General features: G+C 72.1%; 22 protein-coding genes. 15 read left to right on the top strand and 7 right to left on the bottom strand.

Annotated elements, in window-relative coordinates:
* Position 1 precedes the first annotated feature (1 nt).
* From NQZ70_RS43815 to pobA, 8 genes are read left to right on the top strand one after another with little or no spacing between them, the layout of a single operon-like run.
* Positions 2–655, top strand: coding sequence for a 3-oxoacid CoA-transferase subunit B (locus NQZ70_RS43815; RefSeq protein ID WP_207217631.1), 654 nt, complete (start codon positions 2–4; stop codon positions 653–655).
* On the top strand, positions 655–1857 hold the full coding sequence (pcaF, locus tag NQZ70_RS43810) for a 3-oxoadipyl-CoA thiolase (protein ID WP_129581931.1): 1203 nt from the start codon (positions 655–657) through the stop codon (positions 1855–1857). The genes NQZ70_RS43815 and pcaF overlap by 1 nt, the downstream gene beginning before the upstream one ends.
* Before the next feature lie 3 nt (positions 1858–1860).
* Positions 1861–2580: a protocatechuate 3,4-dioxygenase subunit beta gene (gene pcaH, locus NQZ70_RS43805; RefSeq protein ID WP_129579524.1), complete on the top strand. Its 720-nt coding sequence runs from the start codon at positions 1861–1863 to the stop codon at positions 2578–2580.
* A complete protein-coding gene (gene pcaG, locus NQZ70_RS43800; RefSeq protein WP_237244598.1) occupies positions 2570–3157 on the top strand; it encodes a protocatechuate 3,4-dioxygenase subunit alpha in 588 nt (195 codons plus the stop codon). The genes pcaH and pcaG overlap by 11 nt, the downstream gene beginning before the upstream one ends.
* Before the next feature lie 6 nt (positions 3158–3163).
* Positions 3164–4537 (top strand): 3-carboxy-cis,cis-muconate cycloisomerase, encoded by a 1374-nt coding sequence (locus NQZ70_RS43795; RefSeq protein WP_129579523.1) that lies wholly within the window; start codon positions 3164–3166, stop codon positions 4535–4537.
* Between the two features lie 7 nt (positions 4538–4544).
* Positions 4545–5318, top strand: coding sequence for a 3-oxoadipate enol-lactonase (pcaD, locus tag NQZ70_RS43790; RefSeq protein WP_207217630.1), 774 nt, complete (start codon positions 4545–4547; stop codon positions 5316–5318).
* Between the two features lie 12 nt (positions 5319–5330).
* On the top strand, positions 5331–5729 hold the full coding sequence (pcaC, locus tag NQZ70_RS43785; RefSeq protein WP_207217629.1) for a 4-carboxymuconolactone decarboxylase: 399 nt from the start codon (positions 5331–5333) through the stop codon (positions 5727–5729).
* An 8-nt stretch (positions 5730–5737) separates the two neighbouring features.
* A complete protein-coding gene (gene pobA / locus NQZ70_RS43780; protein ID WP_129579522.1) occupies positions 5738–6931 on the top strand; it encodes a 4-hydroxybenzoate 3-monooxygenase in 1194 nt (397 codons plus the stop codon).
* Between the two features lie 116 nt (positions 6932–7047).
* Here pobA and NQZ70_RS43775 read toward each other — a convergent pair whose 3' ends face one another.
* Together NQZ70_RS43775 and NQZ70_RS43770 are read right to left on the bottom strand one after the other, a co-directional pair.
* Positions 7048–10092 (bottom strand): exo 1,3/1,4-beta-D-glucan glucohydrolase, encoded by a 3045-nt coding sequence (locus NQZ70_RS43775; RefSeq protein ID WP_237244597.1) that lies wholly within the window; start codon positions 10090–10092, stop codon positions 7048–7050.
* A gap of 127 nt (positions 10093–10219) precedes the next feature.
* A complete protein-coding gene (locus NQZ70_RS43770) occupies positions 10220–10585 on the bottom strand; it encodes a hypothetical protein (protein WP_129579521.1) in 366 nt (121 codons plus the stop codon).
* A gap of 460 nt (positions 10586–11045) precedes the next feature.
* On the opposite strand from NQZ70_RS43770, the gene kduI reads away from it, so the two are divergent.
* Positions 11046–11891, top strand: a complete 846-nt coding sequence (gene kduI, locus NQZ70_RS43765) for a 5-dehydro-4-deoxy-D-glucuronate isomerase (RefSeq protein WP_129579520.1) — start codon at positions 11046–11048, stop codon at positions 11889–11891.
* A 213-nt stretch (positions 11892–12104) separates the two neighbouring features.
* Entirely contained in the window at positions 12105–12806 is a 702-nt protein-coding gene (locus tag NQZ70_RS43760) for a tRNA-uridine aminocarboxypropyltransferase (RefSeq protein WP_129579519.1), read from the top strand.
* Positions 12807–12821: 15 nt separating this feature from the next.
* On the opposite strand, the gene NQZ70_RS43755 is transcribed toward NQZ70_RS43760, so the two are convergent.
* From NQZ70_RS43755 to NQZ70_RS43740, 4 genes are all read right to left on the bottom strand, one after another.
* Positions 12822–13697 carry a CAP domain-containing protein gene (locus NQZ70_RS43755; protein WP_129579518.1) on the bottom strand — a complete coding sequence of 292 codons (876 nt, stop codon included), beginning with the start codon at positions 13695–13697 and terminating at the stop codon, positions 12822–12824.
* Positions 13698–13983: 286 nt separating this feature from the next.
* On the bottom strand, positions 13984–14268 hold the full coding sequence (locus NQZ70_RS43750) for a hypothetical protein (protein ID WP_129579517.1): 285 nt from the start codon (positions 14266–14268) through the stop codon (positions 13984–13986).
* A 186-nt stretch (positions 14269–14454) separates the two neighbouring features.
* Positions 14455–14970, bottom strand: a complete 516-nt coding sequence (locus NQZ70_RS43745) for a hemerythrin domain-containing protein (protein ID WP_129579516.1) — start codon at positions 14968–14970, stop codon at positions 14455–14457.
* A 50-nt stretch (positions 14971–15020) separates the two neighbouring features.
* A complete protein-coding gene (locus NQZ70_RS43740) occupies positions 15021–15230 on the bottom strand; it encodes a hypothetical protein (protein ID WP_237244596.1) in 210 nt (69 codons plus the stop codon).
* A 333-nt stretch (positions 15231–15563) separates the two neighbouring features.
* On the opposite strand from NQZ70_RS43740, the gene NQZ70_RS43735 reads away from it, so the two are divergent.
* Positions 15564–16859 (top strand): hypothetical protein, encoded by a 1296-nt coding sequence (locus tag NQZ70_RS43735; RefSeq protein WP_129579514.1) that lies wholly within the window; start codon positions 15564–15566, stop codon positions 16857–16859.
* 19 nt (positions 16860–16878) lie between these two features.
* Here the strand turns inward: NQZ70_RS43735 and NQZ70_RS43730 are convergent, their stop codons facing one another.
* On the bottom strand, positions 16879–17742 hold the full coding sequence (locus NQZ70_RS43730) for a class I SAM-dependent methyltransferase (RefSeq protein WP_129579513.1): 864 nt from the start codon (positions 17740–17742) through the stop codon (positions 16879–16881).
* 144 nt (positions 17743–17886) lie between these two features.
* On the opposite strand from NQZ70_RS43730, the gene NQZ70_RS43725 reads away from it, so the two are divergent.
* The 4 genes from NQZ70_RS43725 (at position 17887) to NQZ70_RS43710 (ending at position 23619) form a co-directional block, all read left to right on the top strand.
* A complete protein-coding gene (locus NQZ70_RS43725; RefSeq protein WP_129579512.1) occupies positions 17887–19725 on the top strand; it encodes an SLC13 family permease in 1839 nt (612 codons plus the stop codon).
* Between the two features lie 311 nt (positions 19726–20036).
* A complete protein-coding gene (locus tag NQZ70_RS43720) occupies positions 20037–21563 on the top strand; it encodes a sodium:proton antiporter (protein ID WP_129579511.1) in 1527 nt (508 codons plus the stop codon).
* Position 21564: 1 nt separating this feature from the next.
* Positions 21565–22269, top strand: a complete 705-nt coding sequence (locus tag NQZ70_RS43715) for a TrkA family potassium uptake protein (RefSeq protein WP_129579510.1) — start codon at positions 21565–21567, stop codon at positions 22267–22269.
* 18 nt (positions 22270–22287) lie between these two features.
* On the top strand, positions 22288–23619 hold the full coding sequence (locus NQZ70_RS43710; protein WP_129579509.1) for a monooxygenase: 1332 nt from the start codon (positions 22288–22290) through the stop codon (positions 23617–23619).
* The last annotated feature ends 17 nt before the right edge of the window (positions 23620–23636 follow it).

Below are 23636 nucleotides of genomic sequence, written 5' to 3'. Positions count from 1 at the left end.
GATGACGATCCGACGCTACAGCCGCGAGCAAATGGCCGCACGCGTGGCCGACGACATCAAAGAGGGCATGTACGTGAACCTCGGCATCGGGCTGCCGACGCTCGTGTCGAACTTCCTGCCGCGCCACCGCGAGGTGTTCCTGCACAGCGAGAACGGCATCCTCGGCATGGGCCCGGCGCCGGCGCCAGGCGACGAAGACCCCGAGCTCATCAACGCCGGCAAGCAACCGGTGACGCTGCTGCCCGGCGGATGCTTTTTCCATCATGGCGACTCGTTCGCCATGATGCGCGGAGGCCACCTCGATGTCTGCGTTCTCGGCGCGTTCCAGGTGTCCGTGAACGGCGATCTCGCCAACTGGCACACCGGCGCGCCGGACGCCATCCCCGCGGTCGGCGGCGCCATGGACCTCGCCATCGGCGCGCGCGACGTCTGGGTGATGATGGAGCACACCACGAGGTCGGGGGAGAGCAAGATCGTCGAGCGCTGCACGTACCCGCTGACCGGCGTCGCGTGCGTGAAGCGCATCTACACGGATCTCGCGGTGATCGACGTCACGCCGCAAGGGCTCACCGCCGTCGAGCTGATCGACGGCCTCTCATTCGAGGAGCTCGCTCGGCTCACGGCCGCGCCGCTCCGGCAGGGAATGGCTCGATGATGGCGCCGGCTTACATCTGCGACGCGGTACGGACTCCCTTCGGCCGCTACGGCGGCGCGCTCGCCACGGTGCGCGCGGACGACCTCGCGGTCGTGCCGATACGCGCGCTCATGGATCGCAATCCGAGCGTGGACTGGTCGGCCGTGGACGACGTGATCTACGGTTGCGCGAACCAGGCCGGCGAGGACAACCGCAACGTCGCGCGGATGGCAGCCCTGCTCGCGGGCCTGCCCGCATCGGTGCCGGGCGCGACCGTCAACCGGCTGTGCGGGTCCGGCCTGGAAGCGGTCGCCGTGGCCGCGCGCGCGATCAAGGCGGGCGAGGTGTCGCTCACGATCGCCGGCGGGGTCGAGAGCATGTCGCGTGCGCCCTTCGTGCTTTCGAAGGCCGATGCCGCCTTCGCCCGGGGGCTCGAGCTCGAGGACACGACCCTCGGCTGGCGCTTCGTGAATCCCCTGATGCACGCGCGCTTCGGCACGGACGCGATGGCGGAGACGGCCGAGAACGTCGCAGAAGAGTTCAAGGTCTCGCGCGCCGACCAGGACGCCTTCGCCTACCGCAGCCAACGCCGCGCGGCGGCCGCCATCGAGGCGGGCCGCCTGGCTGACGAGATCGTACCGGTCGCGGCGCCGAGGAGGTCGGCGACCGCTCTCGTCGACAGGGACGAGCACCCGAGGCCCGACACGAGCCTGGAAGGCCTGGCGAAGCTCAAGCCGTTCGTCAAGGACGGCGGCACCGTCACGGCCGGGAACGCTTCCGGCATCAACGACGGCGCCTGCGCGGTGCTGCTCGCGTCGGAGGCGGCGGCGGAGCGCTTCGCGCTCACGCCGCGCGCGCGCGTGGTCGCGGTCGCCGTGGCGGGCGTCGCGCCCCGCATCATGGGCATCGGTCCCGTCCCCGCCACGCGCAAGGTGCTCGCGCTCGCGGGCCTCACGATCGCCCGGATGGATGTCGTCGAGCTGAACGAGGCCTTCGCTGCGCAGGCGCTCGCCGTGCTGCGCGAGCTCGGGCTGCCGGACGACGCCCCTTTCGTCAACCCGAACGGCGGCGCCATTGCCCTTGGCCACCCGCTCGGCGCGAGCGGAGCGCGGCTCGTGACGACCGCGGTCCATCAGCTCCGACGCAGCGGCGCCCGCTACGCTCTGTGCGCCATGTGCATCGGCGTCGGGCAAGGCATCGCCATGATTCTCGAACGGGTGTGAACAATGGCCGATAAAGACATTTACCGTCGTCCCGCGCCAGGCACGCAGCCGCCCTATTTGCATCGGCCGTACAGCTCGACGCTCAAGCGGGCTCCGACGCGGCCGCTCGTCGTCTTGCCGCAGACCTTGTCGGAGGTGACGGGCCCCGTGTTCGGTGCGGAGCTCGTGGCGCCGAGCGCCGCCGATCTCACGCGCCAGGGCAGGGGCGAGCCCCTGGGCGAGCGCATCGTCGTCGCAGGCCGCGTGCTGGACGAGGACGGACGCCCGCTCCGCCGAACGCTGGTCGAGATCTGGCAGTGCAACTCCGCCGGACGCTACCTGCACCAGAAGGACAACCACGACGCGCCGATCGATCCGAACTTCCAGGGGTCTGGTCAAGCGGTGACGGACGACGAAGGGCGCTATCGCTTCATCACCATCAGACCGGGCGCTTACCCCTGGCGCAACCACCACAACGCGTGGCGTCCCTCACACATCCATTTCTCCGTGTTCGGGCCCGCGTTTCTGACTCGCCTCGTGACCCAGATGTACTTCCCCGGGGATCCGCTGCTGCCGTTCGACCCGATCTTCAACGCTGTGCCAGACGAACGCGCGCGCAACCGCTTGATTGCGGATTTCGACTGGGAGGCGACTGCGCCGGAATGGGCGCTCGGCTACCGCTTCGACATCATCTTGCGCGGGCGCAACGCGACGCCCCTGGAGGACCCGGCCCATGGCGGATGAGCGCGAGGTGACGCTGCAGCCGACGCTCTCCCAGACCGTCGGGCCGTTCTTTCACATGGGCCTCCGGTGGCTGTTCAGCGACCAGGTCGCGGAGGCCGGCACGCCGGGGCGGCACATCACGGTGCAGGGCCGCGTCCTCGACGGTGACGGCGTGCCCGTGCCCGACGCGCTGATCGAAGTCTGGCAGGCGGACGCGAACGGCGAGTACCCACACCCCGCCCACCGCCAGGACAAGCGCCCGACGCCCGGATTCAGGGGCTACGCGCGGGTGCCGACGGACGATGCCGGCGCATTTCGTTTCAGGACGGTGAAGCCAGGGCGCGTGCCCGCACCGGGCGCCGGCATGCAGGCCCCTCACATCTCTGTCCATGTATTCATGCGCGGGCTCCTGCGCCCGCTCGTCACGCGCATCTATTTCGCCGACGAGATCGCCAACGAGGATGACCTCGTGCTCGGGCGCGTACCGGCGTCGAGGCGCGGCAGCCTGATCGCGAGCCCCCGACCGGGCGAGGTCGACGTGTTCGAGTGGAACGTGGCGCTCCAGGGCGCCGATGAGACCGTTTTCTTCGAGGGTTGAGGCATCATGACGGTTCGATCGCGCAGCCTGTTCGACGAGCTCTTCGCCTCGGAGGCGATGCGGGACATCTTTTCCGATCGAGCGCGGGTGCAGGGGATGCTCGACTTCGAAGCCGCGCTGGCGCGGGCCGAGGCCGGGCTGGGCGTGATCCCGCCGGAGGCCGCGACGCCGATCGTCTCGCAATGTCGCGCAGAGCGGTTCGATGTCGACCGGCTCGCCCAGGGCGCCGCGCTCGCCGGGAACGCCGCGATACCGCTCGTCGCCGCGCTGACCGACCTGGTGGCTCGGCAGGATCCGGACGCCGCGCGCTTCGTGCACTGGGGCGCGACGAGCCAGGACGCGATGGATACCGGCCTGGTGCTCCAGCTGCGCGCCGCGCTCGGCCTCCTCGACGCCGATCTGGGACGCCTGGCCGACGCGCTGGCCGAGCTCGTGCGCGCTCACCAGCGAACGGTGGTCCTCGGACGCACGTGGCTGCAGCCGGCGCTCCCCGTGACGTTCGGATTGAAGGCAGCCGGTTGGCTCTCCGCGACGTCGCGCGGGCGCGAGCGCCTGCGCGCGTTGCGCGGCCGGGTGCTCGTGATCCAGTTCGGCGGCGCCGCCGGCACGCTCGCCTCCCTCGGTGCACGAGGCCTCGATGTCGCCACGCATCTCGCGCAAGATCTGGCGCTCGCCGTGCCGGATCTCCCGTGGCACGCCCAGCGCGACCGCATCGCCGAGGTGGCCGCGGCGCTCGGCCTGCTCGCGGGGAGCCTGGGCAAGATGGCGCGCGACCTCTCGCTGATGATGCAGTCGGAGGTCGCCGAGGCCTTCGAGCCGCACGCGCCCGGGCGCGGCGGCTCTTCCACGATGCCGCACAAGCGCAACCCGACCGGCGCCGCCGCGATCCTGGCGGCGGCAACGCGCATCCCAGGGCTCGTCGCGACCCTCCTCTCCGCGATGCCGCAGGAGCATGAACGAGGGCTCGGCGGCTGGCAGGCAGAGTGGGAGTCGCTGCCCGAGATCTGCTTGCTGACGTCCGGCGCGCTCATGCACGCCGTGCAGGTGATCGAGGGGCTCCACGTCGACGCGGAGCGGATGCGGGCGAACGTCGACGCCACGCGCGGCGTCCTCCTGGCCGAAGCGGTGGCGCTCGCGCTCGCTCGAACCGTGGGTCGCTCGGCGGCGCACGCGCTGGTCGAACGCGCCTGCCGCCGCGCCATGGCCGAGGGCAGATCGCTGCGCGACGTGCTGGCGGCGGAGCCCGAGGTGACGACCCGTCTCTCGGTCGCCGAGCTCGACGACCTGTGCGACCCGGCCGCGTACCTGGGGCTCGCCGAAGACTGGAGCGCGCGTGTGCTGGCGCAGCACTCCCGGGGCGCGCGACGGAGCGAGGCGTGACGTGCCGATGATCGACGTCGTCGGAGCCGAGCTGCACTGCCGCCTGGACGGGCCGGCGGACGCGCCCGTCGTCATGCTCGCGAACTCGCTCGGCACGGCGCTCGGGATGTGGGACAGCCAGGTGCCTGCGCTCACGCGCCGCTTCCGCGCGCTGCGCTACGACATGCGCGGACACGGCGCGTCCTCGGTGCCGGACGCGCCCTTCGACATCGAGCGCCTGGGCCGGGACGCCGTCGCGCTGCTCGACGCGCTCGAGCTGCCGCGGGTGCACTTCTGCGGGCTGTCGCTGGGCGGCGCGGTCGGCATCTGGCTCGGCGCTCATGCGCCGGACCGGCTGCACAAGCTCGTGCTGTGCAACACGGCCGCGGCGTTCGGCCCGCCGTCCCTCTGGGACGCGCGCGTCGAAGCGGTCGCGAGCGGCGGCATGGCCGCGATTGCAGAGGCCGTGCTCGACCGGTGGTTCACCGCGGAGTTCCGGCAGCGAGATCCCGCCGCGGTGGAGCGCGTGCGACAGATGCTGCTCACCACCAGACCCGAGGGGTACATCCCCGCGTGCGCGGCCGTGCGCGACGCGGATCAGCGAACGAGCGTCGCCGAGGTGCGCGCGCCCACGTTGGTGATCGCGGGCGCGCGCGACAGCGCGACGCCGCCGTCCGAGGGCCGTTGGCTCGCGGAGCACATCGCGGGGGCGCGTTACGTCGAGCTGCCCGCGGCGCACCTGTCCAACATCGAAGCCACACCGCTGTTCAACGAGAGCGTCCTCGGCTTCATCGCGGCCTAGGGAGAGTGCGAGATGGACGAGCGCGAGCGACTGGACCAGGGCATGAAGATGCGCCGTGCCGTGCACGGCGACGCCCACGTCGAACGCAGCATCGAGAGCCGGAGCGCGTTCAACGGCGAGTTCCTGGACTTGCTCACCCGATACGCATGGGGCGAGATCTGGACTCGCCCCGGGCTGGATCGCCGGACACGCAGCCTGCTGTGCCTCGCCATGATGGTGGCCCTCAATCGTGGTGAGGAGTTTCGCTTGCATGTGCGTTCGGCGTTGAACAACGGCGTGACGCGCGACGAGATCAAGGAAGTGCTGCTCCAGGCGGCGATCTACTGCGGCGTACCGGCCGCGAACACGGCGTTCCGTCTGGCCGCGGAGACCTTCGCGGAGATCGACGGCGAGCCGGAGAACGGAGGCTAGCGCTCCCCATGCGGACTCGAGTCGGAATCATCGGGGCCGGGCCGGCAGGGCTCATGCTCTCGCACCTCTTGCACCTGCAGGGCATCGAGTCGGTCGTGCTCGAGAAGCACACGCGCGAGTACGTCGAGCGCCGTGTCCGCGCCGGCGTGCTCGAGCAAGGCACGGTGGACCTCCTGAACGAAGCCGGCGTGGGCGAGCGCATGCGCCGCGAGGGCATGGTGCATCACGGCATCCACCTCAGGTTCGGCGGCGCCACCCACCGCGTCGCGCTCGACGAGCTCACCGGCGGGCGCGGGATCACCGTGTACGGCCAGCAGGAGGTGGTCAAGGATCTCATCCGCGCACGCCTCGAGGCCGGCGGTACGATTCAGTTCTCGGCCGAACAGGTGCGTCTGCTCGACATCGATACCGAGCGCCCGCGCATCCGGTACCTCCATGACGGCGCGCCGTGCGAGCTCGAGTGTGATTTCGTCGCCGGCTGCGACGGCTCGCACGGCGTATCCCGGCGATCGATCCCGGACGGCGTGCTCGCCGTACTGGAGCGCACGTATCCGTACGCCTGGCTCGGCATCCTGGCGCAGGCGCCGCCGGCGCACGACGAGCTCATCTATGCGTACCACGAGCGCGGCTTCGCGCTGTTCAGTATGCGCTCGCCGAAGCTGACGCGCCTTTACCTGCAGGTCGAGCCGGACGAGCGGATCGAGGGCTGGTCCGACGACCGTATCTGGCGGGAGCTCCGCGCTCGCCTCGAGACCGACGACGGGTGGCGGATCAACGAGGGGCCGATCCTCGAGAAGGGCATCACGGGGATGCGCAGCTCCGTGGTCGAGCCGATGCAGTACGGCCGCCTCTATCTCGCCGGCGACTCGGCGCACATCGTGCCGCCCACGGGCGCCAAGGGCATGAACCTGGCGATCGCCGACGTGCGCGTGCTGGCGCAGGCGCTCGCGGCCTACTTCGAGACCGGCGGCACGGCGGCGCTCGAGAGGTACTCCGCGACCTGTCTGCGGCGTGTCTGGCGCGCCGAGCACTTCTCGTGGTGGATGACCTCCATGCTGCACCGCTCCCCGGGGGACGACGCGTTCCAGCAGCGCCTGCAGCGGTCGCAGCTCGACTACATCGTGCGTTCGCGCGCGGCATCCAGCTCGCTGGCGGAGAACTACGTCGGGCTATCGCTGGATTGGGGCCGCGCGGACGGTTGAACGGCGCGACCCGGGCGGGTCGCCACGCCGAGCCTTTTTAAAGGCGTTCCGTTTACGACATCGGATTTCTCACGCCTCGGACCGGCATCGTAGGCGCGAAATCCACGTTGAGAGGCTCAGAACGCGCAGGTCGGCGTGGGGCCGGCCGTGAAGGGCTCCCAGCGGACGTCCTCGATCGCCACGTCCATCGGCGACTCCGAGTAGATGAGGAAGGGCGTGTTGACGTTGGTGATGTCGAGCCCTTTGTCCGTCAGGCACTTCAGCGGGACGGAGACCTCGTGCCACTCCCCGTCCGCGATGGAGGTCAGCGTGCTCGCGATGTTGATGTCGCCGAAGCAGGGATACACGCAGTGGGCCGACAGCGTGACCAGCGTGCCCTCGGGCGGAGCATCGACGCGCGCCCGGAAGACGATCGAGGTCTCCGAGTTGTAGTAGGGCGACAGATCGACCCCGGGCATGCCCGCCGAGACCTGCGCGTAGATCTGGCCCGTCGCGCTCCAGGTCACCTGCTTGGCGCTGCCCTGGATCTCGCCGTCGACCGTGCTCACGCTGACCTCGCCGCCGGGCAGGGTGGCCCCCATGCCCACGTCGATGCCGCCCCAGTTCGAGGGGCCGCCGATGCGCAGCACATAATCGCCCTTCTCGTCGCCATCCACGAAGATCTCGAGCGGCTCGTTGGTGGTGCCGGCCTCCCCCGGGTCCGGGGCCGCGCAGCCGTGGCCCGTGGAGACCTCGGGCAGATCGTCGTCGAGCACGTCGGCGTCGGTGGTCACGAGGCCATAGCCATACGGGAAGAGCGGCGTCTCGCCATCTCCCTTGTTGATGGGCGCCTGGCAGTCGGCCGAGGGCCACGAGAACGACAGCTTGCCCTGGAACTCGTAATCGCCGAAGAGCACGTCGGCGACGCCGCCGCCCTCGCTGCCCGGCAGCCAGGCCGCGACGAACGCGTCCGACCGGTTGAGCTCCTTGTTGGTGTGGAGCGGGCGGCCCGACACGAACACCGTGACGATGGGCACGCTCGGCGCCTGGGCGCGGATGGTGTCGATGACGGCGAGGTCCTCGGGGTTCAGGTTGGCGTGCTCGAGCGTCTCGAACTTGCCGATGTCGCCCTGGCCCTCGGCGTAGGGCGTCTCGCCGATGACCACGATCGCGGCGTCGAAGGTGTCGGCCGCGGCGGTGCCGTCGGGGCTCAGGGTCGCGCTGCCGCTCATCCCGGCGCCCGCGATCGCCTCGTCGATGCCGGCGTAGATGGACTGCGCGTTCGGGAAATCGGCGTTGGTGTTGCCGGTGCCCTGCCAGGTCAGCGTCCAGCCGCCGGACTGGTTCTGGATGTTGTCCGCGGTCTTGCCGGCCACGAGGACGTTCATCGATTTGCTGAGCGGCAGGACGTCGCCCTTGTTCTTGAGCAGGACGAGCGACTTGCGCACGGCCTCGCGCGCCACGGCCCGGTGCTCCGGCGCGGCGAGGAGCGTGGCGTCGCCGGCGACCGACCGGGCCGAGGGGGCGCCCTTGTTCGCCTTGGGGCCGAAGAGGCCGGCCCGCATCTTCACGCGCAGGATCCGGGTCACCGCGTCGTCGACGCGGGCCATCGGGATCTCGCCGCTCTGCACCTCAGCGATGGTGTTCTCGATGAACGCCCTCCAGTCGTTGGGCACCATGATCATGTCCACCCCGGCGTTGATCGCCGCGGCGCACTGCGAGTTGTTGCAACCCGGGAGCTGGCCGTGCCCGTTCCAGTCGCCGATGACGAAGCCGGTGAAGCCGAGCTGGCCCTTGAGGATGTCGGTGAGCAGGTACCGATGGCCGTGCATCTTGTCGCCGTTCCAGCTGCTGAACGACGCCATCACGGTCTGCGCGCCCGCCTCGAGCGCGGAGAGGTAGCCCTGGGCGTGGATGTCGCGCAGATCCTCCTCGGAGCAGACGGTGTTGCCCTGGTCCTTGCCCTGCTCGGTCCCGCCGTCGCCCATGAAGTGCTTGGCGGTCGCGATCACGTGTCTGCCGCTGAACAGATCCGCGCTGTCCGCCGGCCGGCCCTGCAGGCCCCGGATCATCCGGCCCGCGTAGCTCTTCACGATCTCCGGATCCTCGGAGTAGCCCTCGTAGGAGCGGCCCCACCGGTCGTCCCGCACCACGGCGAGCGTGGGGGCGAAGGCCCAGTCGAGCCCGGTGACGGCGACCTCGGTGGCGGTGATGGAGCCGATCTCCTCGATGAGATCGGGATCGTTCATGGCGCCGAGCCCGATGTTCTGCGGGAACAGCGTCGCGCCGATCACGTTGTTGTGGCCGTGCACCGCGTCCACGCCCCAGATGACGGGGATGCCGAGGTGCTCGCCGGGCGCGCCGCTCGTGTCGGTGGAGGCCGCGTAATAGGCGTCCGCGAGGGCGACCCAGTCGGCCACGGTCGCGTGCTTGGAGCGGCCCGGCCAGGAGCCGCCGCCGTTCAGCACCGAGCCGATGTGGTACTCCCGGACCTGGTCCGGCGTGATCGCCAGGATCTCGGGCTGGACCATCTGGCCGACCTTCTGCGCCGGGCTCATCTGCGCGAGCAGCTCGGCGATGGCGTCCTCGATCTCGGGGTCGAGCGGGATCTCGCTCGTCACCGTCGGCCATTCGACCGACGCGCTCTCGCCGCCCGCGCCGCCGCCGCCGCCGGTGCCGGTGGTCGTGCCCGCGCTCTCGCCGCCCGCGCCGCCGGTGCCGGTGGTGGTGCCCGCGCCGGAGCCGCCCTCGCCGCCGCCGGTGCCGGTGGCCGTGCCCGCGCCGGAGCCGCCCTCGCCGCCGCCGCCGCCGGTGGTGGTGCCCGCGCCGGAGCCGCCCTCGCCGCCGCCACCGCCGGAGCCGGTGGTGGTGCCCGCGCCGGAGCCGCCCTCGCCGCCGCCGCCGCCGGTGGCCGTGCCCGCGCCGGAGCCGCCCTCGCCGCCGCCACCGCCGGAGCCGGTGGTGGTGCCCGCGCCGGAGCCGCCTGCGCCGCCGCCGCCGGAGCCGGAGCCGGTGGTGGTGCCCGCGCCGGAGCCGCCGGTCCCGGTCGTGGCGCCGCCGCCCGACCCGCCCGACCCTGTCGGGTCAGCCGGGGGATCCGTGGAGTCGTCCCCGCAGGCGGGGACAGGGATGGTCAGGGCTGCGAACAGCAGCCATTTGGCGTATCGGTTTCGATGCTTCATGCGGCTCGCATCATGCCCGATCCGGAGCCAACTGTGGGACGCCACGACAGGGATGAGCTGGGCGCTGCTGGCGGGATTTCTGACGCACGGAGCTAGGGCGCGCGGCGCGCCGGCGCGTTCGCGCGCCTCACCACCAGCCGATGTCCTGGATGATGGTGCCGATGTCGCCGTGCCGCACGATCGCGCGGTTCTGGCGGATCTCGTAGGATTTCGGCGAGTTGTCGACGATGTCCTGATCGAAGGTGTGGCACTCGAGCTTGTACGTGCCCTCGCCCTGCATCAGCGCGCCCTTCAGCTTGATGTACGTGTCGTTGTGACGGCTCCTGAGCCGCTGGATCGCCTCGTAGCTGGCGTCGATGAGCAGCTCGAGGTGGACCGTCTTCTCCTGCTTGCCGTGCGACGCGTCGAACGCGAGGTTGACGATGATGCCGGCATTGAGCAGCGCATCGATATCGGACTTGGAGAACGTCTCGTACACCATGAGCTTCGCCATTGCGCGCTCCTTTCAAGATGTGCTCGTAGATGTACCACGGCGCGGGGCGCCGGGCCGTGGATCGTCGGCCCGGCGCGGCGCCGGCGCGGCGCCGGCGCCCCGGCGTCGCCCTCGGCACCGGGCTCTTCGGCGCCGCCGCCGTGATCTCTCGCGCCTCGAAGCGCGCGGGCCGTCAACCGCGCCTGTCAACCGGCGCAAGCCGCGGTTGACAGCACACCTCGGTTTTTGCTGCCATAGGCGGAAAATTCTCGCCGCGCGACAGCCGTCGCGTGTTTCCTCCCCTCGATCCGGCGCATCGCACAGCGCTGGAACGTCCTGTGCATCTTGGGTCGCTCGGCGGTGGACGTCGTGAGCGGACGGCAGGACGGCTCCTGCCACGCCATCCAGCCTCCGGCTCCTCGCGCGCTCCCGGCGCTCGCGCCCTCGGCTCCCGTGGCGCGGCGCGCCTCAAGGATGGATCATGTTCAACAAGACCTATCAAGCCACGCACCCGGACATGATGACGGGCGCGGACAACCAGACGCTCCGCGACCGATATCTCGTGCAAGGCCTGTTCGCTCCCGGCCATACCCGGCTGAGCTACTCGCACAACGAGCGCTTCGTGATCGGCGGCGCCACGCCCACGAAGGAGACCCTGACGCTGCCGGCCCAGACCGAGCCCAAGAGCGCCAAGGGCCGTCCTTTCCTGGAGCGCCGCGAGCTCGGGATCGTCAACGTGGGCGGCGCCGGCCGCGTCACCGTCGACGGCAAGGCCTACGACCTGAAGCCCCGCGACGGGCTCTACGTGCCCATGGGCGTCACCGACGTGACCTTCGACAGCGCGGACGCCGCCGCGCCGGCCAAGTTCTACCTGGCCAGCCTGCCGGCCCACACCGCCTTTCCGGTGACCAAGATCTCGATCGAGCAGGCCAAGCCCCTGGAGCGCGGGTCGCCCGAGCAGTCCAACGAGCGCACCATCTATCAATACATCATCCCGGGCGTGTGCCAGTCGGCGCAGCTGCTCCTCGGCGTGACCTTCCTCAAGCCGGGCAGCGTCTGGAACACCATGCCGCCGCACCTGCACGACCGCCGCTCGGAGATCTATCTCTATTTCGGCCTGACCGGCGACAATCGGGTATTCCACTTCATGGGCCAGCCGGACGCCATGCGCCACCTCGTGGTCGGCGACGGCGAGGCGGTGATCTCGCCGCCGTGGTCCATCCATATGGGCGTGGGCACCTCGAACTACGGCTTCATCTGGACCATGGGCGGCGAGAACCTCGATTACACCGACATGGACGTGCTCGACGTCTGCCAGCTGAAGTAAAGCGCCCCTCCGCCGGCCGGGGGCCGCGCGCCCCCGCCGTCGATCGCCCCCCCGGCAGCCGACCGGCCGGGCGCCGCGTCGCGCGCGCACGAGGCGCCGGGCGCTCCGCGGGAACAGGAGTGCGTCGCGGGGCGTGCTCGAGGTGCCCGGGCGGGGAGGGGCCATTTGACCGGGGAGGCCCGCGCGTGCGAGAACGCCCGGTCCCGAGCCGAGATGACGTTCGTCCCGCTGCAGCCGCCCGATCTGCCCCCCATCCGCGCGCGGGGGACGCCGCGCTGCCGCGGCTGCGGTCTGCCGCGATCGATGTGCCTCTGCGGCGCGCTGCCCCGGCTCGCGGTGCGCACGCGCGTCGTGCTGCTCACCCACCGGATCGAGCGCACGAGGAGCACCAACACGGGCCGGCTCGTCGCGCGGCTGCTCGAGGGTGCGGAGGTGCGCGTGCGCGGCGAGATCGCGCCGCGCGCGCGCCCGCCGCTGCCGGAGGGGCGCCGGCTCGTGCTGTATCCGTCGCCCGGGGCGCGCGCCCTCTCGCCCGACGACGCGCGCGGCGGGCCGGTGGTGCTGCTCGTTCCGGACGGCAACTGGAACCAGGCGCGCCGGGTCGTTCACCGCGACGCGGACGCGCAGGGCGCCGAGCCGGTCGCGCTGCCGCAGGGCGCGCCGAGCCGCTACGGGCTGCGGCGCGCCCCGCACGAGGGCGCCCTGTCGACGCTGGAGGCGGTCGCGCGCGCGCTCGGCCTGCTCGAGGGCGCGGAGGTCGAGCGGCGGATGATGGAGGCGTTCGACGTCTGGGTGCACCGCGCGAGGTGCGTGCGGCTCACCGGAAAGCTCACGGAGGGGGCGGCGGCCCCGGGAGCCGAGGACGGCGCCGAGGCGCTCGTGGCGCGGGAGGTCGACGGCGCGGAGAGCGGGTGAGCGGCCGCGCGCCGATCACCGGAAGTTCTGCACGGCCCAGACGCTGCCGTCCGGGAACGTGTGGAATCCGCAAGCCACCTTGGTGTACGCGGTGTTGCTCATGTTGATGTAGTGGCCGTGTTTGTTGAAATCCTCGCCGGGCCCCTCGTCCCACATGACCTGCAAGCACGGGACGATCATCGATTCGGGCGGGCCGTTCCAGCCGGGGCACTCATTTTGAGCCCGCTCGTCGCAAGCGCCGAACGCGCCGTGCGCCTGGCCGGTGTTTCCGTCGGACTCGGACTCTTCATCGGAGCACGACTCCGCCTCGGTCCAGCGCGCGAGGGGCGGCAGGCCGAGCGTGGCGCGGTGCTGGTTGATCGTATCGACGCACAGCTGCGCCGCGCCGGTCGGGTCGTCGTTGCCGCCCGAGCCGCCGGCGCCGCTGCCGGAGCCGCCGGCGCCGCTGGTGCTTCCCGCGGGTGAGCCGCCGCTGCCGCTGGCGCCCGCGGTGGTGGAGCCGTCGCTGCCGCCGGCGCCTGCCGCGGGCGCGCCGCCGCTGCCGCCGGCGCCCGCGGTGGCGGCGCCGCTGCCGCCGGCGCCCGCGGTGGCGGCGCCGCTGCCGCCGGCGCCCGCGGTGGCGGCGCCGCTGCCGCCGGCGCCCGCGGTGGTGGAGCCGACGTTGCCGCCGGGGGGCGAGCCGCCCGTGCCGCCGCCGTCTCCGGCGCCCGCGGCGGTCGAGCCGCCGCCCGGCGGTCCGTCGCCGTCCCCGACGCCGGCGCCGCTCGTCGGCCCGCTGTCTTCGCTCTCGGTCAGCACGCTCCCCAGCTCGCCGATGCAGCCCGACAGCGCAGAGGCCATGAGCGTCGCGGCGAGCGCGATGGCGTAGGAGTGAGTCGAAGGGTTAAGCATGTGCTGAGTCTATGGTGCTTTGGACTCATGCTCAACTCCGACCGATCGTGCTGGACTTTTGCACGATGAGCGCGGTTTTGGCGCAGCTGGTGAGCGCGCGTCGCTTTTGTGCGCAGAGAAGTGCGGGTGTCGCACAGGAGGTGCGTCTGTTGGTTTTGGTTTCAGTCGCGCGGGATAAGTGCATGTGTCCGGGCAGAGAAAAAACACGACGCCAAGGCGGTCAGGAGAGGAGCGAGCGAGGAAGGCTCTCTCTCTCCTCCGTTGGCGCCCCTGGCGTCTCGGCGGCTCAGCGCCCTTCGCTCGCCGGCCGCGGCGCGCCCCGCCGCCGCTGTAGATAGACGATCATCGCGCCGGCGAGGGCGTTCGCGACCATGAGCAGGTTCGTCGCCACGAAGACCCAGTTCTCGACCAGCCAGCTGTAGACGACGAACCCGACCGAGGCGGCCAGCTGGCCGAGGAAGAGCCATTTGGAGACACCCTCGCTCGTCTTGCTCTTCCACTGCTTGTAGACCTGCTTGCCGACCGTCAGGACGAGGATGATGGAGCTGACCCAGCCGATTGCTTCTTCCATGGTCGACCGCCGAACGGCCGCTCGCGTGCCCCGGGCCGGCGCGCCGCGCGCCCTCGTGAACGCCAACAAAACGGCCACGGGGGCAGGGAGGTCGCAGGGCCCTCGCCGTCCCTGCGCCCTCCCTGCCCCCGTGGCTCGAACCCGGTCCATCGCGCGCGCCGCGCGTAGAGGCGCGCGCAGGCCTCGTCAGGCCGGGTTCGCGCCGTTCGCGTGCCTCGCGTGGCTCGCCTTGTCCGCCGACGTCTTCTTGTAGCCCGCCGGCAGGAGCGCCTCGTACCCCTCGGCCAGCCGCTGCTCGAACTCCGCCTTCAGCTCCTTGCCGAGATCCATGAGGCGCTTCTCGTCGATGGCCTCCTCGACCTTGGGGAAGAGCTCTTCCTCTTCCTCCTCGACGTGGTGCTGGATGAGCTCCTTCAGCGTCGTCACGCGCGCCTTGAACGAGATGTCCTCCGGGTCCGTCGAGAGCAGCCGCTTCAGGGCGAGCTCGGCGATCGCGTGCTCCTCGTAGCTCTCGAGGATCAGGTCCTCCTTGAGCTGCCGCACGGCGGGATAGAAGCTCTCCTGCTCGATCGCCATGTGCGCGGCGAGCTCGTTGGCGAGCTCGGCGAGCAGGGGCGCCGGGTCCGACTTGCCGCTCTCGAGCTGCTTGAAGATCGACTCCACCTTGCGGTGCTGCTTCTCGAGCAATGACGTCGCTTTCATCTTCCTGCCTCCACTCCTGCGAGCCGCGCCTCGGCGCGGCCAGGGTCGCTCTAGTCCGTCTTCTCCTCGATCTTGTCGCCCGCCTTCTCGGCGGCGTCGCCGGTCGACTCCGCCGCGTCCTTCGCCTCGTCCTTGACGTCGCGCGCGGCGTCGTCCACGGCCTCGCCCGCCTTCTCGGCCGGGCCCTCCGGCTGAGGCTTGCTGCCACCGCAACCCAAGACCACGCCGCTCATGAGCAGCGACAGATACAGAGTTCTCACGGTACCTTCTCCTCCGATCCCGAACGCGACCAGCGGCACCTCGCCCCGGGCGCGCTCGGCGGTTCCTCAACGACTCCCACGCTTGCTTCAGCGTCTTCCGCTCAGCAATGCTCGGGCCAGGCGGGGGCGAGCGCCCGCGCGTCCCCCTCCGCGCCGCGCGCGCCCGCCCCGGCGCGAGGTCCCTGAGACATATCGCCTCGACCGTGGCGTCCTGCGACGCGCTACGGCCGCCCGCCCGCCGGGGCGCGCTCTGGCGCGCGGGCGTCGGCGAGGCTGCGCGCATTCGCTTGGCCTCGGTGCCGATCGGCGCAAGAATCCGTCCCGGGACGCCACATGATCCACGACATCGCCCGCGCGCTCAGCGCCATCTTCACAGGCGAACGAGCCCGCCTGCTGCACGTGATCGTCCCGGCGCACGTCCACGGGCACTCGCTGGCGCTGCTGCGGGCGCTCGGCGAAGCAGGCCCGGCGCCCCGCCCCGTGTGGGTGCTGGCCGACCCGGTCTACGGACCCAGCCGTGGCTGGGCCGCCCGCGAGCGCTCGCTGGCGCGCGAGCTCGGCGCCCCGGCGGCGGCCGAGCCGCCCGCCTCGACCCCGGAGCCAGGCCCCCTCCGCGAGCCGCTCGATGCCTTCGCGGGCGCGCTCGCGGCCCACCTCGCCGCCCGCGCGCCGGATCCGGCCGCCGTCGTCGTGCTCTCGCCCCAGCACATCGACGACCCGCGCGCCTACGCCCGCGACGTGCTCTGGCTCGCGCAGCGGCCCGAGCTCGAGCTCGTGCGCTGGGTCCTCGTCGATCCGGTCCACTCGAGCGTCGGCGACCTGCTCGCGCGCTTCGGCGAGGGCGCGTCCCGCGTGGTGTGGCCGGAGGCCGACAGCGCGGCCATGATGGATCTCGAGCGCCTGCTCACCGACCTCTCGGCGCGCGGGCAGCGCCTCCCCGCCGACCTCGAGGTTCGCATCGCGCCGGACTCCCCCCTTCGCGCGCCGGATCTCCTCCCCGCGCGGCGACTCCTGCACGAGGCCGACAAGTGCTTTCACGCGGGGCGGCACGCCGAGGCCGCGCAGATCCAGCGGCAAGCCGAGGAGATGCTCGCGGGCCGCGGGCTGGGCGAGGAGGCCATCCACGTCGCCATGCAGCGCGCGCGCTCGCTGATCGCCGCGGGCGTGGTCGACGAGGGACATCGGGTGTTCGTCGCCGCGCTGAAGGAGGCAGAGCGGCGCGGGCTGTCCGCGGTCGTCCCCGAGGCCTACGCCTCGCTCGGCAGCCTGCACAGCAAGCAACGCCGCTTCCTCGACGCGTCGGAGGCGTACGCCCGCGCCGGAGAGCTCGCGGACCGCCGCGGCAGCCACGAGTTCGCGGCGGACATGCACCGCTGCTCCGGGCACGCGGCGCTCAACGCCGACATGCCGGACGCCGCCGCGAAGGCGTGGCGGCGGGCGTTCGAGCTGCTCGGCTCCGTGGCGCCGACCGTGGGCGCGCTGGAGAAGCCGCAGCAGATCGTGATCCTCGGCCTCGCCCTCGCCGACGTCTTCGAGACGCACGGCAACCTGCCCGCCGCGCGCGGGCTGCGGGGGCACGCCGAGGCGATCGAGACCCGCAACCCGCGGCGATCGGAGACGTGGAGCTGACGAAGGCTCGCGCCGACGGTCAGCCCGCGCCGGGGCGCTCGGCGACGAGGAGCCGCAGGTTGGCGGCGGGGTTGTCCGAGGCGAAGGGGGCGCCGAGCTGGCGCGCCCAGTCCGCCGCGCCGGTGTCGCTCGAGGCGCGAAACCCGGCCCGCTCGACCTCCGCGCGCATGACCTCGCGCCGGCGCAAGCCGACGAGCGGCTCGCTCCAGAGGCGCGTGACCAGGTTTCGCATGAAGGCGAGGCGGCGCCGGCCGCCGGGCTCCATGTAATTCACGAGGAGGACGCTGCCCGGCGCCGACGCGTCGGCGAGCGCCCGCAGCGTCGTCCGGAGCGCCTCGTCCGACAGGTACATCACGACCCCTTCCCATACCCACGCGGTGGGCTCGTCCGGGCGATGGCCGGACGAGCGGAGGCGCGTGGAGAGCGCGTCGCGCTCGAAGTCGACCGCGACGTACGTCAGCTGCTCCACGACCGGCGACAGCTCCGCCGCCTTGCGCCGCTTGAACGTTTGCGTCGCCGGGTGATCGATCTCGAAGAAATGAGTCGCCGAGAGCGCCTTCATCCGGAATGCGCGCGTGTCGAGGCCCGCTCCCAGGCTCGCGACCTGACGACACCCGCGCTCCACGGCGCGCTCGAGCTCGACGTCGATGGCCCTCACGCGCAGCGGGACCGCGGAGAGCCCGGCCACGACGCGCGCGCGCGCCGCGGCGTCCATGCGCCGGATCCGCCGCGCGAGCAGCGAAAGCGCGGCGCTCCACCCGGGCGACAGGAGCCGGTGCACGACCGGGTCCTCGAAGCCCGGCACATCGGTCAGGCCCTGATCCGCGAGCGCCCGGATGAGCGCGACCATGGAGGCGGTCTGGCTGGGACGACGCTCACGCATGACAGCTGCATAGCGTCAGCCGCCGACGTTTCAAAGCGCGAGCGACTCCGGACCCCACCACGGGAGCGCCCCGCCGGGGGCGCGCGGTGAGCTGATCCGCCCGTGGTGCAGTCTCCTGGGAGTCCCGCTAGGCTGCGCCGCCCCATGACCTCGGAGGCCATTGTCGCCCTCGTCATCCTCGGGCTCGCGATCGCCTTGTTCGTGAGCGATCGCATGCGGCTCGACGTGGTGGCGATGACGTCCTTGCTCGCCCTCACGATCTCCGGCGTCGCCACCGTCCCGGAGGCGCTCGCCGGGTTCTCGAACCCGGCCGTGCTCATGATCGCCGGCCTCTTCATCGTCGGGGCCGCGCTCACCGACACGGGGGTCGCCGACTGGCTGGGCCAGCGCCTCGAGCGCTTCGCCGGCGGCGGGGAGGCCCAGGTGACCGTCGTGGTGATGGGCGCGACGGCGCTCGTGTCCGCCTTCATGAGCTCCACGGGGACCGTGGCGATCCTCCTGCCGGTCGTGGGGACGCTCGCGCTCCGCCGCGGGGTCGCGCCGGCGCGGCTCTTCATGCCGGTCGCGTTCGCGGCGCACCTCGGGAGCAACCTCACGCTCATCAGCACCCCGCCGAACCTGCTCGTGAGCGAGGCGCTCCGCGAGGCGGGGCGAGCGCCGTTCCGCTTCTTCAGCTTCACCGCCCCGGGCCTCGTCGTGCTCGCGGTCGGCGTGGCGTACATGGTCGTGATCGGCCTCCGCGCGCTGCCCAGCAAGGGAGACAGGGCCGAGGCGGGCGCGCCGCGGTCGCTCTCGCTCGACGATCTCTCGATGGAGTACGGCCTCGGCAGCGCCCTGCGCGCCGCGCGCGTCGCGCCCGGATCGCGCCTCGCCGGCCTCACGCTCGGGGAGGCGAACCTGCGGGCGGAGTTCGGCGTGACCGTGGTCGGCATCGCGCGCCCCGGGCCCCACGGCCTCGAGGCGCAGCGCGTGGTGCCGCAGACGGTGTTCGCCGCCGGGGACGAGCTGCGCGTGCTCGGCGGCGACGCGGCGATCGCGGCGCTCGCCGACCGCTTCGGGCTCGAGGCGCTCTCGGCGCGCCCCGTGTTCTCGCTGCCGCCCGAGGAGTCCCTCGCCGAGGTGGTGCTGCCGCGGCGCTCCGGCCTGACGGGGAAGACCCTGAGGGAGGCCAGGTTCCGCGACCGCTACCGCGCGAGCGTGCTGTCGATCCGGCGGGGGGACGGCTGGCTCCCGGTGTTCCACGCCACGCCCGAGCTCAGGGATCTCAAGCTCCGCGCCGGCGACACGCTGCTCGTGAAGGGGCGGCTCAAGCACCTGAAGAACCTGCGCGACGAGCGGCGCGATCTCGTGCTCGTCGCCGAGCCCGACGCGCGCGGCGACGTGCTCGTCGATCGCGCGCGCGCCGCCATCGCCCTGTGCATCACCCTGGGCATGCTCGTCTGCATGGCGTTCGGCTGGCTGCCCAACGTGATCGCCGTGCTGCTCGCCGCGCTCCTCCTCGTGCTCGCGCAGTGCGTGCGCCCCGTGGACGCCTACCGCGCCGTGAACTGGGAGAGCGTCGTGCTCATCGCCGGCATGGTCCCGCTCGCCGCTGCGCTCGAGCGCACCGGCGCGATGGGGGCCGTCGTCTCCGCCGCCGAGGGGCTCCTCGCGGGGGCGCGCCCCACCGTGGTCCTCGGCGCGCTCGTGCTCTTCACCTCGACCATCGGGATGGTGCTCTCGAACACCGCGACCGCCGTGCTCATGGCCCCCCTCGCGGTCCGGCTGGCAGGGGCGCTGGGCCTCGCGCCGGAGCCGCTGCTCATCGGGGTGGCGTTCGCGTCCTCGGCCGCGTTCGCGACGCCGATCGCCTCCCCGGTGAACATCCTCGTCATGGGGCCGGGCGGCTATCAGTTCAAAGACTTCACCCGCGTCGGCCTGCCGCTGCAGCTCCTCGTGCTGGCCACCACCTTGATCGTCGTCCCGCTCGTCTGGCCCTTTTGAGCGCCGGTCAACGCTCCTCCGCCGCCCGCCGGCGACTGCCGCTCGCGAAGGACGCGAGAGCGCCGCGGACGTCGGATCATGACATCTCGGAGAGTTCCCCGCGCCCGGCCACTGGCACGCTCGCGCCTCGTCTGCACGCGGCTGCGCGCAGCCGGAGCGCGCGGCGACGGCTCTCCAATCTTGCGAATTCCGGGGCGATCATGTAGCGCAGGATCCACGGTGATCGCTCGCAGAGAACTCACGCACATCGCGGCGTATCCGCCGCGTTGGCCGATGGCCGTCGCCCTCGTGCCGCCGCCGCAGGGTGACGCATGAGGGAGCGGCTCGAGAGCCTGCTCCTCGTCCTGGCCGTCGGCTCCGTCGTCGCCATCGGCGCCAAGCGCGTCGGGGTCCCTTACAACGTCGCGCTCGTCTTGATCGGGCTCCTCCTCGTCGTCCTCGACGTGCTGCCGAACACGCCGATGGACCCGGAGGTCATCCTCATCGCCTTCCTCCCGGTGCTCGTCTTCGAGGGCGCCCTGGCCGCCGACGCGGACATCCTGCGCGCCGCGAGCCGGCCCATCCTCGCGCTCGCCGTGCCGGGGGTGCTCATCTCGCTGCTCGGCACCGCCGCGGTGGCGACGCTGGTGCTCGATCTCCCGTTCGCGGCGGCGCTCCTCCTCGGCGCGCTGCTCGCCATCACCGACACCGTGAGCGTGCTGCTCGCCTTCCGGAGCGTCCGCGTCCCGCACCGGCTGGCCGCGATCATGGAGGGGGAGAGCCTCTTCAACGACGGCACGGCGCTCGTGCTCGTGCTGCTCGCCTCGCGCGTCCTCGCGAGCGGCACGTTCGACGTGGTCGAGACCTTCCGCGCGCTCTCGATGGCGATGCTCGGCGGCGCCGTCCTCGGCGGCGCGTTCGGCGCCCTCGGCGCGGTCCTGCTCCGCCGCACGCCGGACCACCTGACCGCGATCCTCGCCTCGCTCGTGCTCGTGTTCGCCACGGCCCTGCTCACCGAGCGGCTCCACGCCTCGCCGGTCATCGCCGTCGTGGTCGCCGGCGTGGTCGTCGGCAAGGCCGCGCGCCGCCACCTCGAGCCCTCGCGCGTGCTCGCGCTGGAGGGGTTCTGGGAGACGACCGGCTTCTTCCTCAACGTGCTGCTCTTCCTGCTCGTCGGCATGCAGATCCAGGCGCAGATGCTCGTGCGCGAGGCGGCCTCCATCGGCCTCGCGCTCATCGCCCTGCACGCGGGCCGGGCGGTGGCCGTCTACGGCTGCTTCGGCGCGCTCCGGGCCATGACGCGGGAGGTCGTGCCGCTGCGCTGGCAGCACGTGATGCTGGTCGGCAACATCAAGGGCGCGCTCTCGATGGCGGCCGTCCTCAGCCTCCCGAAGGACATGCCGTTCCGCGAGCGGCTGATCACGATCGTCTTCGGCGTGACCTTCGTGACCCTGGTCGTGCAGGCGCTGCCGTTCGCGCGGCTGCTCAAGCTCCTGCGGGTCGCGGCCCCGAGCGCCGACGCCGCGCTCGACGGCGCGAAGGCGACGCTCATCGCCGCGCGGCGCGGCCAGGCGGAGCTCGACGACCTGCTCGCCGCGGGCCTCCTCTCCCGCAAGGAGCACGCGGAGCGCCGGGCCGCGTTCCAGCGCCGGGTGATCGCGGCCGAGGCGGCGCTCCAGTCGCCCCAGGGCGAGGCGGAGCGCGACCACCTCACGGACATCGCGCTGCTCACGGCGGAGAAGGCGGCGCTGCTCGACGCGGCGAGGCGCGGGCTCATCGCCGACGAGACGGCGAACGCCCAGGTGAGCGAGATCGATCGCGAGATGATGAAGCTGCACGAGCACGAAGGAGGCCACTGAGATGCGCGTTCTCATCGCGGGCGCCGGGCGCGCGGGCCTGAGCGTCGCGGTCCACCTCGCGAAGACGGGCCACGAGGTGACCATCGTCGATCGCGACGAGTCGATCGCCAACAGCGCCTTCGAGCGCCACGGCCTCGTCTCCCTCGTCGGCGACGCGACCGACGCCGGGCTCCTCAAGGAGGCCGAGGTGGGGCGCGCCGACGTGGTCGTGGCCATGCTCCGCCGCGACGCCGACAACCTCGCCGTCGCGCTCCTCGCCCAGGCGGCGGGCGCCAAGCGCGTGATGGTGCGCATGCGCGACCCCGACTACCGGGGCGTCTACGTCCGCGCGGGCGTCCAGCGGATCCTCTCCGAGATCGACGTCTTCATCGGCGCGATGGCCACCGCCATCGAGCACCCCGGCGTCCGCCACGCGATGGTGCTCGGCGCCGGCGAGTCGGTGGCGTTCGAGCTCGACATCCCGGCCGACGCGGCGGTCGCGGGCCGCTCGGTGAGCGTCATCGCGGGCAGCCCCGGCTTCCCCGCGTCGTGCGTCTTCGCCGGCGTCTACCGCCCCGACGGCCGCGTCGAGGCGCCGCGCGGCTCCTCCATCGTCGCGGGGGGCGCCACCGTGCTCCTCGTGGCCGCGCGCGACGAGCTCGCCGACGTCATCGCGTTTTTCCTCCGGCGCGAGCCGGGGAACGGCGGCATCCACGAGCGTCGCTGACGTAAGGCAGGTGTTTCCATGGTGAGGTGCGCGGGCTACACGGGTTTGTCGGCATGGCTGGGCGCGGCGCTGGCCGCCGTCATCGCGGGGTGCGGCGGCGACGACGGGGCCGGGGCGGCGGCGGGCGGCGGCGTCGCGGCGGCGGTCTCGTACTACCGCGACGTCAAGCCCATCTTCGACGCGCGCTGCGCGGGGTGCCACAGCGCCGGCGGCGTCGCGCCGTTCTCGCTCGAGGGGCCCGACGCGGCGGTGCCCTGGGCCCCGCTCATCAAGCGGGCCGTCGTCGAGCGCACCATGCCCCCCTGGCCGGCCGACAGCGCCTGCGCCGACTACGTGGGCGATCGGTCCCTGTCCGAGCAGCAGATCCAGACCATCGCCGCGTGGGTCGACGGCGGCGCGGCCCCGGGCGATCCCGCGGAGGAGGGCCCACCGCTCGATCGGGCGTCGAGCCCCGAGCTCGAGCGGGTGGACCGGACGCTCGAGATGCCGGTCGAGTACACCCCGCAGGCGGGGCCCGACGACTACCGCTGCTTCGTGATCGACTGGCCGGAGGAGAGCGCGCGTTATGTCACCGGGTTCGGCGTCAGGCCCGGCGAGGAGCGCATCGTCCACCACGTGATCGCCTTCATCGCCGCGCCGGAGATGGTCGCCGACGTCGAGGCCCTCGACGCGGCCGACCCGGGCCCGGGCTACCCCTGCTTCGGGGGGCCGGGGATCAGACCGCGCTGGCTCGGCGGCTGGGTGCCCGGCGGCGGGAGCCTCACCTTCCCGGCGGGGACGGGCACCCGGATCGAGCCGGGCTCCAAGCTGGTCGTGCAGGTCCACTACAACACGCTGACCGCGGGCAAGCTGCCGGATCGCTCCGCGATCGACGTGATGCTGGAGAGCTCGGTCGAGCGGGAGGGCTCCACGCAGCCGTGGACGAACCCGGCCTGGCTCACCGGCGACGCCATGACCATCCCCGCCTTCGAGGCCGACGTCGTCCACCGCTGGGGGGCGCAGCCCACCCGGGCGCTCGCGGGAGGCGCGCCGATCGAGCTGCACATCGCGGGGCTCCACATGCACACGCTCGGCAAGCGCGCGCGCCTCGAGATCGAGCGCGCGGACGGCAGCTCGGAGTGCGTGCTCGACATCCCGCGCTGGGATTTCCACTGGCAAGGGAGCTACACGCTCGTCCAGCCCAAGGTGCTCCACCCGGGCGACACGCTGTCGCTCGAGTGTCACTGGGACAACACGCCCGAGAACCAGCCGATCATCGACGGCAAGCCGCGGGTCCCCGGCGATGTCGTGTGGGGTGAGGGCACGAACGATGAGATGTGTCTCGGCACGTTCTACATGACCGAGCTCTGATCTCCGCCGCGGAGCGT

This window comes from Sorangium sp. So ce836 (genome assembly GCF_028553905.1).
GTDB lineage: Bacteria > Myxococcota_A > Polyangia > Polyangiales > Polyangiaceae > Sorangium > Sorangium cellulosum_D.
The sequence above is the reverse complement of the archived record's forward strand: the minus strand, read 5'-3'. Positions and strand labels throughout refer to the sequence as shown.

Bases quoted from the DNA above. Each gene is read 5' to 3' on its own strand.
- NQZ70_RS43815 (WP_207217631.1), top strand. From the start codon at position 2: ATGACGATCCGACGCTACAGCCGCGAGCAAATGGCCGCACGCGTGGCC.
- pcaF (WP_129581931.1), top strand. From the start codon at position 655: ATGGCGCCGGCTTACATCTGCGACGCGGTACGGACTCCCTTCGGCCGC.
- pcaH (WP_129579524.1), top strand. From the start codon at position 1,861: ATGGCCGATAAAGACATTTACCGTCGTCCCGCGCCAGGCACGCAGCCG.
- pcaG (WP_237244598.1), top strand. From the start codon at position 2,570: ATGGCGGATGAGCGCGAGGTGACGCTGCAGCCGACGCTCTCCCAGACC.
- NQZ70_RS43795 (WP_129579523.1), top strand. From the start codon at position 3,164: ATGACGGTTCGATCGCGCAGCCTGTTCGACGAGCTCTTCGCCTCGGAG.
- pcaD (WP_207217630.1), top strand. From the start codon at position 4,545: ATGATCGACGTCGTCGGAGCCGAGCTGCACTGCCGCCTGGACGGGCCG.
- pcaC (WP_207217629.1), top strand. From the start codon at position 5,331: ATGGACGAGCGCGAGCGACTGGACCAGGGCATGAAGATGCGCCGTGCC.
- pobA (WP_129579522.1), top strand. From the start codon at position 5,738: ATGCGGACTCGAGTCGGAATCATCGGGGCCGGGCCGGCAGGGCTCATG.
- NQZ70_RS43775 (WP_237244597.1), bottom strand. From the start codon at position 10,092: ATGAAGCATCGAAACCGATACGCCAAATGGCTGCTGTTCGCAGCCCTG.
- NQZ70_RS43770 (WP_129579521.1), bottom strand. From the start codon at position 10,585: ATGGCGAAGCTCATGGTGTACGAGACGTTCTCCAAGTCCGATATCGAT.
- kduI (WP_129579520.1), top strand. From the start codon at position 11,046: ATGTTCAACAAGACCTATCAAGCCACGCACCCGGACATGATGACGGGC.
- NQZ70_RS43760 (WP_129579519.1), top strand. From the start codon at position 12,105: ATGACGTTCGTCCCGCTGCAGCCGCCCGATCTGCCCCCCATCCGCGCG.
- NQZ70_RS43755 (WP_129579518.1), bottom strand. From the start codon at position 13,697: ATGCTTAACCCTTCGACTCACTCCTACGCCATCGCGCTCGCCGCGACG.
- NQZ70_RS43750 (WP_129579517.1), bottom strand. From the start codon at position 14,268: ATGGAAGAAGCAATCGGCTGGGTCAGCTCCATCATCCTCGTCCTGACG.
- NQZ70_RS43745 (WP_129579516.1), bottom strand. From the start codon at position 14,970: ATGAAAGCGACGTCATTGCTCGAGAAGCAGCACCGCAAGGTGGAGTCG.
- NQZ70_RS43735 (WP_129579514.1), top strand. From the start codon at position 15,564: ATGATCCACGACATCGCCCGCGCGCTCAGCGCCATCTTCACAGGCGAA.
- NQZ70_RS43730 (WP_129579513.1), bottom strand. From the start codon at position 17,742: ATGCGTGAGCGTCGTCCCAGCCAGACCGCCTCCATGGTCGCGCTCATC.
- NQZ70_RS43725 (WP_129579512.1), top strand. From the start codon at position 17,887: ATGACCTCGGAGGCCATTGTCGCCCTCGTCATCCTCGGGCTCGCGATC.
- NQZ70_RS43720 (WP_129579511.1), top strand. From the start codon at position 20,037: ATGAGGGAGCGGCTCGAGAGCCTGCTCCTCGTCCTGGCCGTCGGCTCC.
- NQZ70_RS43715 (WP_129579510.1), top strand. From the start codon at position 21,565: ATGCGCGTTCTCATCGCGGGCGCCGGGCGCGCGGGCCTGAGCGTCGCG.
- NQZ70_RS43710 (WP_129579509.1), top strand. From the start codon at position 22,288: ATGGTGAGGTGCGCGGGCTACACGGGTTTGTCGGCATGGCTGGGCGCG.